Source organism: Pseudomonas sp. GW822-FHT07A10, from assembly GCF_058798795.1.
In genome coordinates, this window is sequence record NZ_JBXAKV010000001.1 from 179,023 (window position 1) to 195,645 (window position 16,623).

The 16,623-nt window shown below is 54.8% G+C and carries 13 protein-coding genes; 3 read left to right on the forward strand and 10 right to left on the reverse strand.

Going from position 1 to position 16,623, the window contains the following annotated elements; translation table 11 throughout:
- Positions 1–245 precede the first annotated feature (245 nt).
- Entirely contained in the window at positions 246–1,274 is a 1,029-nt protein-coding gene (locus AC1RL4_RS00770; RefSeq protein ID WP_304575826.1) for an alpha/beta hydrolase, read from the forward strand.
- A gap of 168 nt (positions 1,275–1,442) precedes the next feature.
- On the opposite strand, the gene AC1RL4_RS00775 is transcribed toward AC1RL4_RS00770, so the two are convergent.
- From AC1RL4_RS00775 to AC1RL4_RS00800, 6 genes are all read right to left on the reverse strand, one after another.
- Positions 1,443–2,348 carry a LysR family transcriptional regulator gene (locus AC1RL4_RS00775; RefSeq protein ID WP_095058161.1) on the reverse strand — a complete coding sequence of 302 codons (906 nt, stop codon included), beginning with the start codon at positions 2,346–2,348 and terminating at the stop codon, positions 1,443–1,445.
- Positions 2,349–2,464: 116 nt separating this feature from the next.
- On the reverse strand, positions 2,465–3,376 hold the full coding sequence (locus AC1RL4_RS00780) for a LysR family transcriptional regulator (protein ID WP_095058162.1): 912 nt from the start codon (positions 3,374–3,376) through the stop codon (positions 2,465–2,467).
- A 69-nt stretch (positions 3,377–3,445) separates the two neighbouring features.
- On the reverse strand, positions 3,446–4,054 hold the full coding sequence (gene ttdB, locus AC1RL4_RS00785) for a L(+)-tartrate dehydratase subunit beta (RefSeq protein WP_048392943.1): 609 nt from the start codon (positions 4,052–4,054) through the stop codon (positions 3,446–3,448).
- Positions 4,051–4,950, reverse strand: coding sequence for a L(+)-tartrate dehydratase subunit alpha (ttdA, locus tag AC1RL4_RS00790; protein WP_172898744.1), 900 nt, complete (start codon positions 4,948–4,950; stop codon positions 4,051–4,053). The genes ttdB and ttdA overlap by 4 nt, the downstream gene beginning before the upstream one ends.
- A gap of 149 nt (positions 4,951–5,099) precedes the next feature.
- A complete protein-coding gene (locus AC1RL4_RS00795) occupies positions 5,100–6,431 on the reverse strand; it encodes a carbohydrate porin (RefSeq protein ID WP_095973882.1) in 1,332 nt (443 codons plus the stop codon).
- Between the two features lie 1,061 nt (positions 6,432–7,492).
- Positions 7,493–8,578 carry an AbrB family transcriptional regulator gene (locus tag AC1RL4_RS00800; protein ID WP_095973883.1) on the reverse strand — a complete coding sequence of 362 codons (1,086 nt, stop codon included), beginning with the start codon at positions 8,576–8,578 and terminating at the stop codon, positions 7,493–7,495.
- 130 nt (positions 8,579–8,708) lie between these two features.
- Between AC1RL4_RS00800 and AC1RL4_RS00805 the strand changes: the two genes are divergently transcribed.
- Positions 8,709–9,605, forward strand: coding sequence for a LysR family transcriptional regulator (locus tag AC1RL4_RS00805; RefSeq protein WP_304575827.1), 897 nt, complete (start codon positions 8,709–8,711; stop codon positions 9,603–9,605).
- 38 nt (positions 9,606–9,643) lie between these two features.
- On the opposite strand, the gene AC1RL4_RS00810 is transcribed toward AC1RL4_RS00805, so the two are convergent.
- Positions 9,644–10,837 (reverse strand): MFS transporter, encoded by a 1,194-nt coding sequence (locus tag AC1RL4_RS00810; protein WP_304575828.1) that lies wholly within the window; start codon positions 10,835–10,837, stop codon positions 9,644–9,646.
- A gap of 645 nt (positions 10,838–11,482) precedes the next feature.
- Between AC1RL4_RS00810 and AC1RL4_RS00815 the strand changes: the two genes are divergently transcribed.
- The gene (locus tag AC1RL4_RS00815; protein ID WP_048393611.1) at positions 11,483–12,538 is read left to right on the forward strand and encodes a tartrate dehydrogenase; all 1,056 of its coding nucleotides are present in this window, start codon (positions 11,483–11,485) and stop codon (positions 12,536–12,538) included.
- Positions 12,539–12,918: 380 nt separating this feature from the next.
- Here the strand turns inward: AC1RL4_RS00815 and AC1RL4_RS00820 are convergent, their stop codons facing one another.
- The 3 genes from AC1RL4_RS00820 to AC1RL4_RS00830 form a co-directional block, all read right to left on the reverse strand.
- Entirely contained in the window at positions 12,919–13,695 is a 777-nt protein-coding gene (locus tag AC1RL4_RS00820; protein WP_048392950.1) for a glucose 1-dehydrogenase, read from the reverse strand.
- 105 nt (positions 13,696–13,800) lie between these two features.
- Entirely contained in the window at positions 13,801–15,063 is a 1,263-nt protein-coding gene (locus tag AC1RL4_RS00825) for an ABC transporter permease (RefSeq protein ID WP_218232077.1), read from the reverse strand.
- Positions 15,064–15,066: 3 nt separating this feature from the next.
- Positions 15,067–16,599, reverse strand: coding sequence for a sugar ABC transporter ATP-binding protein (locus AC1RL4_RS00830; protein WP_048392955.1), 1,533 nt, complete (start codon positions 16,597–16,599; stop codon positions 15,067–15,069).
- Between the last annotated feature and the right edge of the window lie 24 nt (positions 16,600–16,623).

Genomic DNA, 16,623 nt, shown 5'->3' on the forward strand with positions numbered 1-16,623 from the left:
GCATGGTTCCATTCAATTGGATGTGGTGTTTTTCGGGCAGCGCCTCGAATACATTGACGTCGACGAATTGATCCTTTGTGGGCTTAGACGTAATGCCATGAAGGGAAGTGCCCGGCATAAAAGCCGAATGCCTCGTTCAGCGTAGCTGGCCAACTGGATTGGACTCTACTGGCGTTCATCGAGCCTGGGTCAGGCCGCGGTCGTTCTGGATGTCCACACATCGGTTCTTAATTAGGAACAACACCATGAAGAAATTATTTTTAACGCTGGCCCTGCTGGCGAGTTCGTTTACTGCAATGGCAGCCGATATGTCCAACGGCGCGAACAACTTTTTCAAGAGTGATAAGGTGACTGAGCAGAAGGTATCCTTCAATAATCAGTACCGCATGAAAGTCGTTGGGAATCTGTATGTGCCGAAGAATTTGAATAAGGCCAACAAAAGCCCTGCGATTATCATTGGCCACCCGATGGGTGCGGTCAAAGAGCAAAGCTCAAACCTTTACGCCCAGAAGCTCGCTGAACAAGGCTTTGTAACCCTTGCGATAGACCAATCATTCTGGGGCGAAAGCGAGGGGCAACCCCGTAATGCCGTGGCGCCGGATATTTACTCCGAGGCGTTCAGCGCGGCGGTCGATTATCTGGGCACCCAATCGTTCATTGATCGTAACCGTATCGGTGTACTGGGCATCTGTGGCAGCGGCAGCTTCGTCATCAGTGCAGCAAAAATCGACCCACGGATGAGGGCGATTGCAACCGTCAGCATGTATGACATGGGAGCGGCCAATCGCGATGCCCTCAAGCATTCGCAGACCCTTGAACAGCGCAAGCAGATCATCGCAGAGGCGGCTGAACAGCGTTATGCAGAGTTCACTGGTGGTGAGACCAAGTACACCAGCGGGACGGTACACAAACTGGACGCTAACACCCATCCGATCCAGCGTGAGTTCTACGATTTCTATCGCACCCCACGCGGTGAGTTCACCCCAGCCGGGTCGTCGCCTGACGTGACGACGCATCCAACGCTGACCAGCAACGTGAAGTTCATGAACTTCTATCCGTTCAACGATATTGCGTCGATTTCGCCTCGTCCTATGCTGTTCATCGCAGGTTCTGAAGCACACTCGCTGGAATTCAGCCAAGAGGCTTTCAAGCTGGCGGGTGAGCCTAAGGAATTGGTCATCGTGCCAGGCGCAGGCCACGTGGACTTGTATGATCGGGTGAATCTCATTCCGTTCGACAAGCTGACTTCTTTCTTCCGGACCAACCTGAAGTAACCCATCTTTGAAGCCGCAACTGCCCGGTTTGTACAGGATGTTGTGGCTTCAAGTCTGAACGTAGGTCGTAGTGCGCATCGCTTGACTTGCCCTTGGTGGAACGTTCATCCCTTGAGTCTTCATGGCTCTTTCAGGCCCTGCACGCTGTGCAGGGCCTTTTTTTATCCGTCATGACTCGTGTCGCAAGGCGGCGATCAATAAGGTCATAGCCCCTGAGGGTTGCCTACGGCTTGGGTAATAGAGATGAAGTCCTGTCCACAGGGGGCACCAGTCCTTCAGTACCGGAATCAGGTGGCCGGCCTTGACGTAGGGCTCGGCGATGTCTTCAGGTACATAGGCGATACCCAAACCGGCAATGGCTGCGTCAAGGCAATCATAAATGCTGTTGTAAATCAGCTGACCGTCAACCCGAATGTTAAGCTGTCGACCATCCTCCCCGAACTCCCAAGGCCACAATCCACCATGGGTGGGAAGACGCAGATTGATGCAATTGTGCTGCATCAGGTCTTCGGGTGTCTCTGGTTTTGGTCGACTGGCGAAGTAGCGCCTGGTCGCTACTGCGGTAAATCGCATGTCGGGACCGATGCGTACGGCGATCATGTCTTGGGCCACCGCTTCACCCAATCGAACGCCGGCATCGAAACGATCCGCAGCGATGTCGATGAGTCCATTGTCTGCGAACAGCTCGACTTTTATCCCAGGGTATTTCGGTAGGAATTTCTTTAGCTTTGGCGAGATGATCGATCGGATGGCGTGATCCGATGCGGTGATGCGTACGGTCCCGGTTGGGCTCTCGCCCAGTTCTGACAATGCCAGTAATTCAGCGTCTATCTCTTCGAAACGGGGACCGACCGTTGCCAGTAGCCTTTCACCGGCTTCCGTTGGCGAGACTGAGCGGGAGTTGCGCGCAAGCAAGCGCGTGCCCAGATTTCGCTCCAGTGAGCTGACGGCATGGCTGACCGCCGATTGAGACAGGCCAAGATGCGCCGCTGCTCGAGTAAAACTCTTTTCGCGGGCGACGGCAATAAAGGCCATCAATCCACCAAAGGATTGCTTAAGGATGTCGTCTTGCATGGCTTGAATGATCTTCGTGAGTGCGCATGAACAATAACATTCTGGTGCATTGTTCGCAGAGCTTACAGCGCGCAGGCCTTGCTATGCGCTGAGATGGTCGTGGCGAGGCGGCAGGGCTATTCCCGATCGTCGATGTGGTCGATCTGTTTGAAGCGTTCAATCAAGAAGTCGATCAGGTGCCGGACTCGTGCCGAGAGTTGCAGTTGCTGTGGATAGACTGCATAGACGTCCGCGTGGGTGGGCATATGGTTTTCCAGTACGAGGCGCAGTCGTCCGCTACGCACATAACGAGCTATATCCCATTCCGCTCTGAGCAATAACCCATAACCTTCCAGGGCCCAGTTCAAGGCAACCTCGCCGTCATTGCAGCACAGGGCGCCGTGTACCTTTATATTTTCCGTGCGTTCGCCGTTAGCGAATTTCCATACGCCGTAGGGCGATTCATTCTGACGAATAAAGATGCAGTTGTGGTGTTGCAGGTCCGTCAGTTTTTGCGGCGTTCCGTACTTTTCGAGATAGATAGGGGAGGCGCAAAGCAGGCGGCGGTTGGAGGCGATTTTACGCGCGTGGAAGGCAGCGTCTGGCAACGTACCGAAGCGAATGCCCAAATCGAAGCCGTGGGTAGCTAGGTCCAAAGGATGGTCGCTGATCTCTAGCTGAATCTCCACTTCCGGGTACAGGGCGTAGAAGGCGGCCAAGGCGGGTCCGATGTGGCGACGGCCGAAACCGAGCGATGCATTCACCCGTATCAGGCCCTTGGGCGTAGCGCGACGGCTGCTGACGAGCTGTTCTACCTCGTCGATCTGGGTCAGGATGCGGGCGATGTGGGTGTAATACAGTTCACCTTCTGCGGTAAGGCTCATCGAGCGGGTAGTTCGATTAACCAGCCTCACCCCTAACCTTTTCTCCAGCGCGGAAAGTCTTTTACTAATTGCGGGAGGGGTAACGCCAAGCTCTCTGGCGGTTGCGACAAGGCTGCCTTGTTTGGCTAGCAAGTGAAAAAAAGCCAAGTCTTGAGCATTGTTCATGCTTGATTCCAAAGTGTTTTCTGATAAAGAACGGCCGCCACGTTGCCAGGTCGCGGCCGATCTACCAGGTCACTTGATGAAGCGAACCTGAGCGTTGATTTTATCGATGATTGCACCTTTGCGTTCGTTAAATCGCGCTTTGTTTTGTTCGAAAAGGTTATTGCCTTTGGTGTCGATGGAGATGATCAGCGGACCGAACTCCCGGACCCGGTTAACCCAAAGGGTTTCCGGCATTCCAAGATCCTGCCATTCAGCGCGTTCGATCTCCTCCACCTTGGTGGCCGCAAGGACCGCACAACCGCCAGGGAATACGGCATGTACGGCCTTGTTCTCCAGGCAGCCTGCGGTGGTTTCGGGCCCCATGCCACCTTTGCCAATAATCATCTTGACGCCGGTTTCCTCGATGAACTGCTTTTCGAATTTCTCCATTCGCATGCTGGTAGTTGGGCCAATGGACACCATCTCAAAGCTGCCATCATCTTTTTTACGCACAATGGGGCCCGCATGGAAGATTGCCCCGCCGCGCAAATCTACCGGTAGTTCACGTTTGAGCTCGATGAGGCGTCGGTGAGCCACGTCGCGGCAGGTGACCAATTGCCCAGTCAGGTAAACCACGTCGCCGACATTGAGCTCTGCGAGATCTTCGTCCTTGATAGGTGTGTTGAGGACTTTAATCACAGGACTACTCCTTCATGGGAGAGGATGTCGTAGGACAGGTCGGCATTGATGCGGATTTTGCCGCGGCGATGTGCCCAGCAACCGGTGGAGACGGCAACGCCGATGGTCGATGGATGGCGCGCTGAAGACTCGATGTTCACACCCATCACACTGCTGTTGCCGGTCAGGCCCTGTGGGCCGATGCCGACCTCATTGAGGCCTTCCTCAAGAAGCCGTTCCATCAAGGCTGCATTTTCGTTGGGATGGCTGGAGTCGACTGGTCGCAGGATGGCCCGCTTGGATAAACGGGCGGCTGTCTCTACGGAGGTGGACACGCCGACGCCCACCAGCAACGGCGGACAAGCGTTCACGCCGCGGGAGGTAATGACGTCGAAAACAAATTCCGTTACGCCCTCGTAGCCTTGACCAGGCATCAAAACCTTAGCGGAGCCCGGTAGTGTGCAACCGCCGCCAGCCATGTAAACATCGATCATTGCGTAATCGGCGTCCGGGATAATCTCCCAGTCAAGCCACGGAATTTTGGAGCCCGTGTTGGTCCCTGTGTTCTTTTCGACGAAGGTCTCTACGGCGTTATGACGTAGCGGGCCTTTGATGGTTGCTTCCAGAGTTGCATTTTCCAGAATGTTTTCAAGTTCCCCCAATAGCGGGAACTTAGCACCTGCTGCGATGAAGTACTGAATCACGCCGGTGTCCTGGCAGCTCGGTCTGTCGAGCTTGTCAGCATAGTCCTGGTTTTCCGCCATGGAGTCGTAGACGGCGATGGCCAGCGGATTGGTTTCCGCTGCGCGCAGTTGGGCGGTCTTCTTTTTTACGTCGGTCGGCAAGCGCTTACCAATATAGGCAGTAAACTTGGCCATGACGTCAGTCAACGATTCAACGGCTGCTTCTTTATCCACTTCTATTTTCCTCATCGCATCACTAGGCTTATTGGTTTGTATGGCTGGTGGGCCTGTTGAAGAATTTCTAATTATCGTCGGCTGCCTAATCGAGAGTTAAACCAGCGCGTTGTGCTGGTTTAACTCTTTCATCTGGGTTCAGATTTGGATTACAAGCTGGTCTCAAACTTCAAACCTGCGACCCACGCGTCCTTGACTTCACTGACACCGCCGGGGTTACCAACAAACTGGATGTTGGGGCGCACGGTCAGCCATTTGGTGACGCCGAACCCGTAGTAGATTTCCATGTTGGTTTCCGAACCTTGCGTCGGCGTGTAGCGAGGATCGTCATAGTCGCTGACGCCCGCCAGGTCGTTCATTTGTTGCTGGTTATCCTTGTAACGTTCATTTACATGGATATTGGAGATGGCGACGCCGATCTCGTCATTTGGACGGGATTTGAACGGCGCGGTATAGAAGACGCCTGCTTGCACAGAGCGATCAATCATACTGGCGGCTTTGTCATGCACTGTGGCATAGGCAAACACCGACACCCCGCGAGCGGCGAAGTCTGGGTCTTTCCAGACTTGCTGTTGCGCAGCAATCCATGCGCCGTGTTTGCTATCGCGGGATTTGGGCGCGCCATTTTCTTCAGTGTTGACGTCGTTTGCGTTACGGCTGCTGTAATAGGCCCCCACGCGGTATTCCCCTGGCAGCCGCCCGGCCCCCAGCGACGTGGTATGGACCAGCTCGATGGGTATCAGGGCTCCTTCGTTGCCGCTACTGTTGAGTTTGAAACCGTTGCCTATTTCCAGATAGGACGGGTTTTGCTCGTATGCACCAATTTGCGCATAAGTGTTATCGCTCAATGCAACCTTGACCCGGCCCGCCCATTGAGTGATTGGCCAGTTGTAAATGATATCGCCGGCCCAGTTACCCGGCTGCGCGCCGCAGAACGCCAAGTTCTGGAACTTGCAGGGAAAGCTGCCGAAGTCCTCGCCAAAGTTCATGCGGCCCAGTTTGATATCCAGCCCGCCGTCAAAGAATTTCTGACGATACCAGAGTTGCGTGAGGCGCCAGGTCTGGCCGCGTCCGTATACCTCTTGAACCTGACTGATGCCGCCTACCCGAGGATCGGTGATGACATCATTGGTGAGATTGCGCCCGTTACGATCCGATATCGTGAATTGAAAATCAGCGCCTTCCCAACCGAGTATTTTCTCAAGGTCAAAATTGCTCATCAGTGCAAGTTGGTCGGTATACCGCGCCGTGGTGTGCGAGTCGTAGCCACCGGCCAGATTCGTCGCGGCGTCGCCCGTGTAGAGCACGTTAAAGGTATAACCCTTTTCCAGTAATTCTGAGCGTAGGCCGCCCCAGTCTCCCAACATCCAGGGGGACTCGGGATTGAAGGCTTCTTGCGCCTGACTGCTGGTCGCTCCGCAAAGCAGCAGCAGTGCCATTGATATCTTGTTCCGGGTAATGCGGTTCGAGTGGGTAATCATCTTGATCTCTGCTTTTGTTTTTGTTGGTCAGATAATTGAGCGCACCCCGCTGTCGACCGAATACTGAGTATCGGCCTAAGGGTGTTGTGCAATGGCATTGAGTGGTACGACGCGTCTAGTGTTTTTCGGCGATAGCGACCTCTAGGGTTATTAATTGGATATTTGGGGGGCGAAACGCTTAGCTAAGCGGGCTTGGGAAGACAGGCAGAAGATTTTAGAAGTGGCTTTGATGGGGCTGGGCGCAACAGCTCATAGGGGGCAAGAGAACGTGTGCTCATATTTACCTTGGCCATGGAGCGACTCTCCGATTCTGATTGTTATGGAGAAGATTCATTCGTGACTTCGTTATAAATACCTATGAACTTTCACGCTGTGCTGGCTAGCGTTATCGAAAATTCTCAGGTCGGCGTCCTACAGCCGAGTTCTGCTGGATTCGCGCTCATGGGCCCTTGATGGTCGGTCAAGAACGGAATTGATCAGTCAGCATTGGGCATGCGCCCAAGCAGCAATGCTTGCTTTGCTCGACATCAGGCTGTCACCTGCCATTCGCTTGCGTCGTTGTGGCAAATATGCACATGGTGGGATTTTTAGTCAACAGGCTGTTTTTTGTCTGGTTTCCGTTTTTAGCGAAGAGTCTGATGTTTTTACTGACCATATAGACAAATAAATCTCTTAAATTATTGAATTAGTTATATATTTTATAATATGTAAAATATCTGGCTGATGCCTAAAAGCTAATGCTTGTGCATTTATTTTTTTGAAAAAATCTTATTGTGGGATTTATTTGATGAAATTGAAGTATGAATTCATGAGCTGGACCACAGTGAGCTCGTCGTGGCGCGTCTAACCCAAGGCGCTCATTCGTTGGAGATGCGTTGTCAGCGCAGAGCGCAGCCTGGCATGCAGTGGCTGACACCTGGCCGAAACGGATTTTTCAATGATGCGCAAGAGTGCTAGATGTGCGGCAGCCATACGCTGCCGCCTCTTGGAGAAGGGAAGGGGAGGAGCAGAGCCGCGGACGCTGGCTTCTGCGCTGGAGATCGTTGCGGTGAGGCTCAAGCCTATAACGTTATCCGACGGTAACTGCCCAAGCGAATAATCAGTCGCGCCACAAAAGCTCCCGTCAGGATGACCGCAAACAGTCGTAGGGTCTGCATGGCCAATACCAGTCCTACATCGGAGTGCGTGTCCACCGCGATGATTGCCATCGTATCGAGCCCTCCTGGGCTCGTGGCCAGGTAAATCGAGAGGAAGTCCTTGTTCAACACTGCTGCCAACAGCCATGCGGACAATGCGCACAAAGCGATCATCAGGAGCGCTCCCAGTATCATTGCCGGCAATCGCCGCCAGACGTATTTGACGGTCATTCGATCAAAGCGCAAGCCAACGTAGCAACCAATAGCGCCGTAGGCGATAGCGAGTAACCAACTGGGCAGGGTGATATGCAACAGGCCACTGATCTGTAACGCTCCGCCCAACATTAGCGGCATCAGCAGCGCACCGGCCGGCAATCGATTTCCCAACGCCACACCGATTAGTAGAGTGACGATTGTGAGGCCCAGATGCAGCAGGCCGAAGCTTTGCAACGCGACGTCTGCAGCATGCACCTCGCTTCCTCCGACCGGTGCTTCCAGCAAGTTGCTCACCAACGCACCGATCATTACCACGCACACCACGCGCACATATTGCATAGTGGCGACTACTCGGGAATCGGCACCGTATTCGTCAGCCATCAAGACTATGGCAGAAGCTGCGCCTGGCGATGTACCCCAAGCTGCGGTACTGGCCGGGATGCCCATCCACACCAACGCAAGCCCCACCAGCGCGCTAAGGCTGACCGTCACCACGGTCGCAAACAGCATCATTGGCCAGGACTGTGCTATCGAAACGAGTACGGCGAGTGTCATCGAATGAGCGACAAGAATGCCGATGCAGCCCTGGCCAAGCTTGAAGGCGTAGCGGTGCAGTCGAATGCTCGCACCGCATACGCCGAACATGATGGCAACCAGCATAGGCCCCAGGAATTGGCCTGCGGGCACCTCTAGAAACCTCAGCAACTGACCGCCCGCTCCAGCCAACAGTGCAAGCGCCAACCATTGAAGCGGCGCGGGGTAGATATGCAGGGAAAATCTGGCAGAAGAAGACAAGAGTCGTACTCCAAAACGCTGGTCGCCGCGGGGGCGTGGCATCGCTATCGATGTGCTGATAATTATTGATACCTGGTTTGATAAAGTCTATTTTCTAATATCGATTGATTGATAACTTTGGTTGATGGATATGGATCTGCGTGATCTTGCCTATTTTGAAATCATCGCCGAGTTGGGGCACCTGGGCCGGGCTGCGCAAAAGCTCAACCGCAGTCAGCCTGCGCTGTCTAAAAGCATCCAGCGGCTTGAGGAGTCTCTAGGGACCCGGCTGTTCGAGCGCGATGGGCGGCGGATTAAGCTCACCCCAGTGGGAGAGTTGCTAAAAGTGCGTGGCAAACAGCTGCAGCAGAGCGTTGCCGAAACCCAGCGAGAAATACGTGATTTTGCAAACGGTGTGATGGGAAACATTCGCTTGGGCTGCGCTGCCTCCATGGCTGATCACCTGCTCCCACACCTGACCGCGACACTGCTTTCGCGTGCGCCGCAGATCACCTTGAACTTGGTGATCGGCCAAGACGATTTACTGCGCGAATCACTGTTCTCCGGGAGGCTGGATATGGTGATTTGCCCACAATACGAAGCGGATCCGCTATTGCAGTTTCATGCCTTGTTTGACGACGAGGCGGTGGTGGTCGCCAGCCGTCATCATCCATTATTCAGCGCCGGCTATGAGTTACGCGATTTGTGTCAGTACCAATGGGTGTTGCCGGCCTCCACTGTGCCGGCGCGGCGCTGGATAGACAATGCGTTCCAGTCCAGGGATCTGCCTTTACCTCAGGTACAGATCGAAACCACCTCAATCTCTTTGTTACCACGCCTGATTGGCGAAACCAACCTGCTGAGCTTTCTAGCCAGGGAGACCCTCGAAGACGTCAAGGGGGTCACGCACCTTCGTGAGGTGAGACTGAAGGAAACCACGATGAAACGTACTATCGTCGTGTTCGTCCGCGCGGGCGCCTATTTATCGCCGGCCGCACAAATGTTGCTGAGCGTCCTTAAAGACGATGGAACCATTTTATTGGGCTAGCGGATGCTCTTGGCAGCCGCTTGCATCGATCGGGCCTATCAAGCCGGCGAGGACTGGGTGAGCCGCTCACCGTTTCCAACCACCAGTGCTGCCAGGATGAGCAGTGCGCTGCCGCCGATTAGAGGGGCAGCCACCGACACATGATCCAATAGGCTCCCGCCGAACGCGCCGCCGATCATGATCGCCATCTGAATAGCTGCAACCATCAACCCACCGCCGGTTTCTGGCTCATCGCTCACTTCTTTGGCCAGCCAGGTCGACCAGCATACCGGGATGGCTGAGTACAGCATCCCCCAGCCAAACATCATGATGGCGGCGGCAGCGAAGATGTATCCGAGCTCGGCCAAAGCTACCGTCATGACAGCCAGGGCCACTGGCAACCAGCGCAACAGTTGAAAGAGAAACTGTTTTTCCAGCAGCCGACTGACGAGGTATGTACCTCCGAAACCGGCGATACCCAGGCTTAAGAGCAAAACCGACAGTTGGGTCGAGTCAACGCCAGTGACTTGTTCCAGAAATGGGCGCAAGTAGGTGAAGGCGGTAAACGTACCACCGAAAGTCAGCATGGCGGCCAGCAGACCGAACATTACATTTCTGCGTTTCAGTACGCCGAACAGCCTGGAAAGGGGAATGGTTTTTTCTGGCTGCATCTTGGGCAAGCTTTTGTATTGCCAGATCACGTTAATGATGACAATCGGCACCAGCGCAGCGAACACGAAGCGCCATCCCAAATGGCCTCCCACGTAAGCCCCAATCGGCGCGGCAAATGCAGCGGCCACCGAATGCCCCATGTAAATCATGCCTAAGGCTTTAGGCACCGAATCCTCGGGGACTATTCGCAGGACAGTGGCAGTGGATAAAGCCCAGAAGCCGCCGATGGCGACCCCCAAGAAGGCTCGGGCAATCATCAACCAAGTGAAGCCAGGCGCCAGAGCGATGACTACCAGCGAAACAAGCATCAGCACGGTCATTGAAATCAGGACATGACGTCTATCGAAGCGTCCGGCGATAGAGGCGATGCAGAGGCTTGCCACCACCGCAAAGAAACCGGAAATGGAAATCGCCTGTCCAGCCATCCCTTGAGAAGTATGAAGGTCGTTGGCGATTGGAGTCAGCAGACTCACGGGCATGAACTCTGCCGCGATCAACAGAGCGACGCAGAGTGTCAAAGACCCCACGGCGCTCCAGATCCGGCTATCGGCCTGGGCCGAAGTAAAAGTTGAGGTAGTCATCGTTGTTCCCATGAAATAGCCAATACACAACGCCCCCAAACGTTTGGGGCACTGCGCAAATGGACGAATGAATGCAAGGAAATTGAGAACGCCAGGGATTGACCCGGCGGGCGATGGGTCACTGCCTCATCGCGAATTGTTTGAGGTGGAATGATAGGGTGCTAAGGATGATCTGTAATGATCTGAAATCCGAAAGCACCTATGAATGCTGGCGAATAATTCAGCTGCGTAAAGGACGCATATTCAGCAATCAGTTCGGCTTCGATTTCCCTCTGTCGGGGTTCTACAGATTGAAGCAGACGTTCCCAGTCTCTGTGATGGAAACACTGCGGTTCGTTCGTGTGAGAAGGCGAACGCTAACCCAGGCTTCCTTCTCTGGATGCTACGACTGAGCGCCGACTGAGTTATTCCTGTGATTATCGCGTTGGGCATTTCGGGAGGTTGTTCAAGACACTTCCAGGATTGGGAGCATCACTTGCACCTACCGGAACCCAGTTAAGATTCTGATTCGTAACTCAAGGTTATGTATGTAGTGATTTTGAGTCGACTCTGCTTCTTTTTGCGCTCCATATAATTGGCTCACGACCCCGCCTGGCCAGTCCGGTATGGCGGGTTGCAAGAGCCAAAACAAGAGCGGAGATGAAAATGAGCGCGTACAAAATTGCTGCAGTTCCCGGTGATGGCATTGGTGTTGAAGTCATTGCAGCGGGCGTCGAGGTGCTCGAGGCACTGTCAAAAAAATCCGGTTTCGATTTGCAGTTCAAACACTTCGATTGGAATTCGGACAATTACCTGAAAAACGGTTACTACATCCCTGAGAACGGCCTTGAGGAACTGAAAACATTCGACGCCATCTTCTTTGGCGCTGTCGGTGCGCTTAATGTGCCTGACCACATTTCTCTCTGGGGCCTGCGCCTGCCGATTTGCCAGGGCTTTGACCAATACGCCAATGTGCGTCCAGCCCGTGTGTTGCCAGGGGTAAAAAGCCCGCTGATCAACGGCGACCAAATTGATTGGGTGGTGGTCCGGGAAAATTCCGAAGGCGAGTACTCCGGCAATGGCGGTCGTGTCCACCGTGGTCTGCCAGAAGAAGTGGCGACTGAAGTGTCTGTCTTCACGCGGGCCGGTGTTGAGCGTATCCATCGCTTTGCTTTTCAGTTGGCCCAGAGCCGTCCACGCAAGCACCTGACGATGGTCACCAAGTCGAATGCCCAACGCCACGGTATGGTGTTGTGGGACGAGATTTTTTACGAAGTGGCCAAGGATTTTCCGGACGTAAAAATCGACAAAGAGTTGGTCGATGCGGTGACGACTCGCATGGTTCTCAAACCTTCGACCTTGGACGTCATCGTGGCGACCAATCTGCACGCCGACATCCTGTCCGATCTGGCTGCGGCGTTGTCCGGTAGCCTGGGCATCGCTCCGACGGCTAACCTTAATCCTTCACGCAAGTTTCCATCGATGTTCGAGCCGATCCATGGCTCTGCCTTCGACATCACTGGCAAAGGCGTGGCCAACCCGATTGCAACGTTCTGGACGGCAGCGATGATGCTCGAACATCTGGGTGAAGTGGACGCCGCAAACCGCTTGATGTCGGCCATCGAAGCGGTGACTGAAAGCGGCCTGCATACACCTGATCTCGGTGGTAAAGCCACTACTCGGCAGATCACCGACGCGGTACTTGAACTGATCAATCGCTGATTTCACTACTGGTAAAACTGCAGCCGGAAGCCAAGGGCGGATCATCGATCCGCCCTTGGCTTATCCGCAGTTTGATTTATATGCTCCTCGCTCAAGTCTCCACTCGCGTCCCTCTTCAGACAAAACGCAAATGCGAAGTCAGCCCGTGGCATCGACGAGTTCTATATCGGCAAAAACCGCTGGGACGCGTTGATAAGCTCAGAGATATATGCGGCGGTTTCGGTTTCGGTTTCGGTTTCGGACGAAACGGGGCGGCGGCCAGGGGCGGTTTGGGGCGGGCGTCATTTGGGTTCTGGCGAACGTGACGCTGGGCCATGAATGGCGTCGCTGCCGAACCATAAGGCCCGGCAGCGAAATCTCAATGCGACGATGTGTGGGCTTCAGATTCCCGCAGTCTGACCACCGTCAATGACCATGGCATGGCCGGTGACGAAACCTGCCTGTTCGGAGCAGAGCCACAGGACGGTATTGGCAATTTCCTCGGGGCGACCCATACGACCAATCGGTTCCTGTGCAATCACGCGAGCGCGGCCTTGTTCGGTATCACCAGTGAAGCGAGAGATCATATCGGTATCGATAATTCCAGGGCACAGGGCATTCACTCGAATACCTTGGGAGGCATGTTCCAGAGCTGCGCATTTACTGATGGCGGTGACGCCGTACTTTGAAGCGCAGTAAGCCGATTGCCCTTGGATCGCCAATACTCCGGCCCCAGAGGAGGTGTTAACGATCGCACCGCCTCCATTCGTCAACATGATATCGATCTGGTGCTTCATGCACAGATAGACACTCTTCAGGTTGACCGCGAGCACGCGGTCCCAGAGGTCTTCGTCGATGTCTTTGAGCTTGTTCACGGGTTGCTCGATGCCGGCGTTATTGAAAGCGCAGTCGAGCCCTCCAAAAGTCGCCACGGTTTTATCCAGAGCCGCTTTGATACCCTTGCTGCTCGTCACATCGCAGGGGATGGTGAGGACCCGACCACCAAACGCTTCGATGAGTGCGGCGGTTTCTTGTAGACCTTTTTCTGAAATGTCTACAGCCGTAACGCTGGCACCGGCTTTGGCGAATGCGATGGCCGTGGCGCGGCCGATGCCGCTACCGGCGCCGGTAACAAATGCAACTTTGCCGGTATAGGTCCCTGCGGTAGATAGGGTCATGGTGCTGTCCTCTTGATTTGTTTTTTACTGAAGGGTTCGAGCAGAGATTGGGGCCAGTGCCTCGCCTTCTGTTACAGCGGCGGGGCTCCGGTCTCGGTCATAGGGTCACTTGGATTTGGCTTTGCTTCGGCTGTTGCCAACGGTGTATAGCGCGGCAGCACCAATGAGCACGATGCCCTCGATCAACCCCTGATAATTCGCCCCCAGATTCAAGATGTTGAAGCCGTTGGTGAGCGAGTAAAGCAGCAGTGCCCCAGCCAGGGTTTTAATAACACTGCCGGCGCCGCCAAACAGCGAAGTGCCGCCCAGAATTGCCGCCGCGATAACAGCCAATTCAGCACCACTCAGGGCTGCGGGGTTGATGGAGCGCAGGCGGCTCGCAAAAAGGATCCCGGCAAAGCCCGCCGCGGCGCTGCACAACACGAAGGCAACCAACTTGTAACGGACAACATTGATACCGGAGAGGCGGGCGGCTTCGGCATTGCCGCCGACGGCGTAAAGGCGACGGCCTACCATGGTGAAACTCAGCGTCACCCAAACGATGGTGGTGAAAATCGCCATGTAGATGACCGGTTTCGGCAGCATGATTTTGCCCCCGGCGCCCCAGCTCATTGCTAGCAGGCAGAGGCCGCCCAGAGCCATTCCGAGCATGGCTGGTGTCAAGGGTCTCGCCGCTTTTCGTGCCCGCACCGCTTGCAGGGTGCTGATGCCGAGCAGTACCGCACCCAGGAGGATTGCAACCACGCCAGCGTCCAGGCGACCCGACTCGAACGCTTTCATGGCTTCGATGACTTCGGGTTTTTGCACAGACAGAGATTGGCCGTCAGTGAAAATCAAAACCGCGCCGCGTAGCGCAGTCATGGTGCCGAGGGTAACAATAAAAGCATTGATACCCACGAATTGCACGATGGACCCGTTCAGCAAGCCGGCGCAAATGGCGACCGTCATCGAAAAGGCGCATGCGGGCCAGAAGCCCAGCTGATCGGCGAAACCGATAAGAATCGCGGCCGAAAGCGCCGCGACCGACGCGACTGACAAATCGAAATTACCGCTGATCAATATGACCGTCATGGCCACGGCCATAATGGCGATGAGTGAGGACTGATAGACGATATTGGTAATGTTCAAAACGCTGAGATAGTTGGATTTCCCCAGGTAAGTCGTGATACACGATAGGCCAACCAGCAATAGCAGCAATGCATAATAGACACCCATTTCACGCAGGCTGAAGAGGCGTCGCCAATCAACCTGACGATAGACAGGCGCGGGCGGTGGCGGTGTTACATTTTGACTGGCGAGCCGCACCGGTTCGATTTTTGGTTGAGTTGTTGTACTCATTGTTTTTATCTCTATAGCTAGATTGTCCATTGCTCAGTGACCTCTGCTTTCAGGAGTAACGCATTTACCGCCAGCGAGCAGGAGCAGTTCATGTTCCGATGTTTCATGGACGGGGCGCTCCGCGACACAGCATCCATCGCGCATGACGATGATGCGATCACTGACGGCGAGCAGTTCTTCAAACTCTGACGACACGACGATGATGGCTTTGCCTTCTGCGGCAAGCCGACGGATCAGGAAGATGATCTCGGTCTTTGCACCGATATCGATGCCGGCGGTTGGCTCGTCCAAAAGAAGCACCTTGACGTCGCTGAATAACCACTTCGCGATCGTCACCTTCTGGGCATTGCCGCCACTGAGTTCGCTGACGAGAATGTCAGGCGAACTGGCCTTGATGGAGAGTTGTTGGATGGCATCCCAGCCACGGTTCAGTTCACGTTGCTCGTTGGGAAGGCAATTGAATGCCGACACGGAATTCAAGGCGGGCAGGGAAGTGTTACGCCAGATCTCGAAATCCGGTACCAGGCCCTGCTTTATACGATCTTCCGGCACCAGGCCTATGCCTGCTTTCACGGAAGCCCCGGTGCTGCGCCCAATCTCCCGGCCATTGAGTATGACCTTGCCTGAGGCATGCGGGTCGGCGCCGAATGCTGCGTGCAGCAGTTCGCTTCGACCTGAGCCCAGAAGACCAGCTATCCCTATGACCTCGCCTGCTGCGAGTTTCAGCGATATCGGGTGCAGCTTGCCCGAGGAAGAGACGTTCTGCAGTTCCAGCACGGTTCGGGATGGATCGGCGCAACTGTTGCGTTGAGCGGTCGCACGCGCTTGTTTGGCAATGGGTTTGCCGACAATGGCTTCGGCTAAAAGATTTTCGTCCAGATCGCAGGTGTTGGCTCGCATGGCTGCGACCCCATCACGCAGGACCGTGACGCAGTCTGTCAGAGCTATGACTTCGTCCAGGAAGTGCGAGACGAAGAGAATCGCTTTGTTTTCTACTTTTGACAGGCGGCGGACAGTGTCATAGACAATTTCCCGCTCCTCTGTAGCCAGAGAGGCGGTTGGCTCGTCCATGACAATCAAGTCCGCACCCGTGGCAAAGGCTTGGTAAATCGCTGCCATCTGGCGCTGACCTATCGAGAGGTCGCACACCTTGCTATCGGCATCCAGTCTGTAGCCGACGCGCTGGCAGAGCTCATCAAAGCGCTCGCGCATCGAATTGGGATAGCGCCACGTGCCGTTCTTTCCGAGAAAGACGTTTTCGATCACGGAGAGGGTGGGCACGAGCGGTATATGTTGGTGGATGGTGGCTACGCCCATGTCGTTGGCCACCTTTGGACTCGCCCACGTCACTGGCTTGCCGCGCCAGACAATTTCACCGCTCGTGGGAGCATTCGCGCCGGACAGGATCTTTATCAGGGTCGACTTGCCAGCGCCGTTGGCGCCAAGCAATCCGTGAACCTTGCCCCTCGCAATGTCGAGATCGACGCCGCGCAGTGCGACAGTCCCGTTTGGGTATTCTTTCGCAACCCCTTGGAGCCGCATGAGAAGCGTTTCTTGATGAGTCATCTCGATAATCCGTTTTTGTTCTTT

Excerpts from the sequence above, each read along its gene's own strand:
- AC1RL4_RS00770 (WP_304575826.1), top strand. The coding sequence starts at position 246 with ATGAAGAAATTATTTTTAACGCTGGCCCTGCTGGCGAGTTCGTTTACT.
- AC1RL4_RS00775 (WP_095058161.1), bottom strand. The coding sequence starts at position 2,348 with ATGCAAGACGACATCCTTAAGCAATCCTTTGGTGGATTGATGGCCTTT.
- AC1RL4_RS00780 (WP_095058162.1), bottom strand. The coding sequence starts at position 3,376 with ATGAACAATGCTCAAGACTTGGCTTTTTTTCACTTGCTAGCCAAACAA.
- AC1RL4_RS00795 (WP_095973882.1), bottom strand. The coding sequence starts at position 6,431 with ATGATTACCCACTCGAACCGCATTACCCGGAACAAGATATCAATGGCA.
- AC1RL4_RS00805 (WP_304575827.1), top strand. The coding sequence starts at position 8,709 with ATGGATCTGCGTGATCTTGCCTATTTTGAAATCATCGCCGAGTTGGGG.
- AC1RL4_RS00810 (WP_304575828.1), bottom strand. The coding sequence starts at position 10,837 with ATGACTACCTCAACTTTTACTTCGGCCCAGGCCGATAGCCGGATCTGG.
- AC1RL4_RS00815 (WP_048393611.1), top strand. The coding sequence starts at position 11,483 with ATGAGCGCGTACAAAATTGCTGCAGTTCCCGGTGATGGCATTGGTGTT.
- AC1RL4_RS00820 (WP_048392950.1), bottom strand. The coding sequence starts at position 13,695 with ATGACCCTATCTACCGCAGGGACCTATACCGGCAAAGTTGCATTTGTT.
- AC1RL4_RS00825 (WP_218232077.1), bottom strand. The coding sequence starts at position 15,063 with ATGGACAATCTAGCTATAGAGATAAAAACAATGAGTACAACAACTCAA.
- AC1RL4_RS00830 (WP_048392955.1), bottom strand. The coding sequence starts at position 16,599 with ATGACTCATCAAGAAACGCTTCTCATGCGGCTCCAAGGGGTTGCGAAA.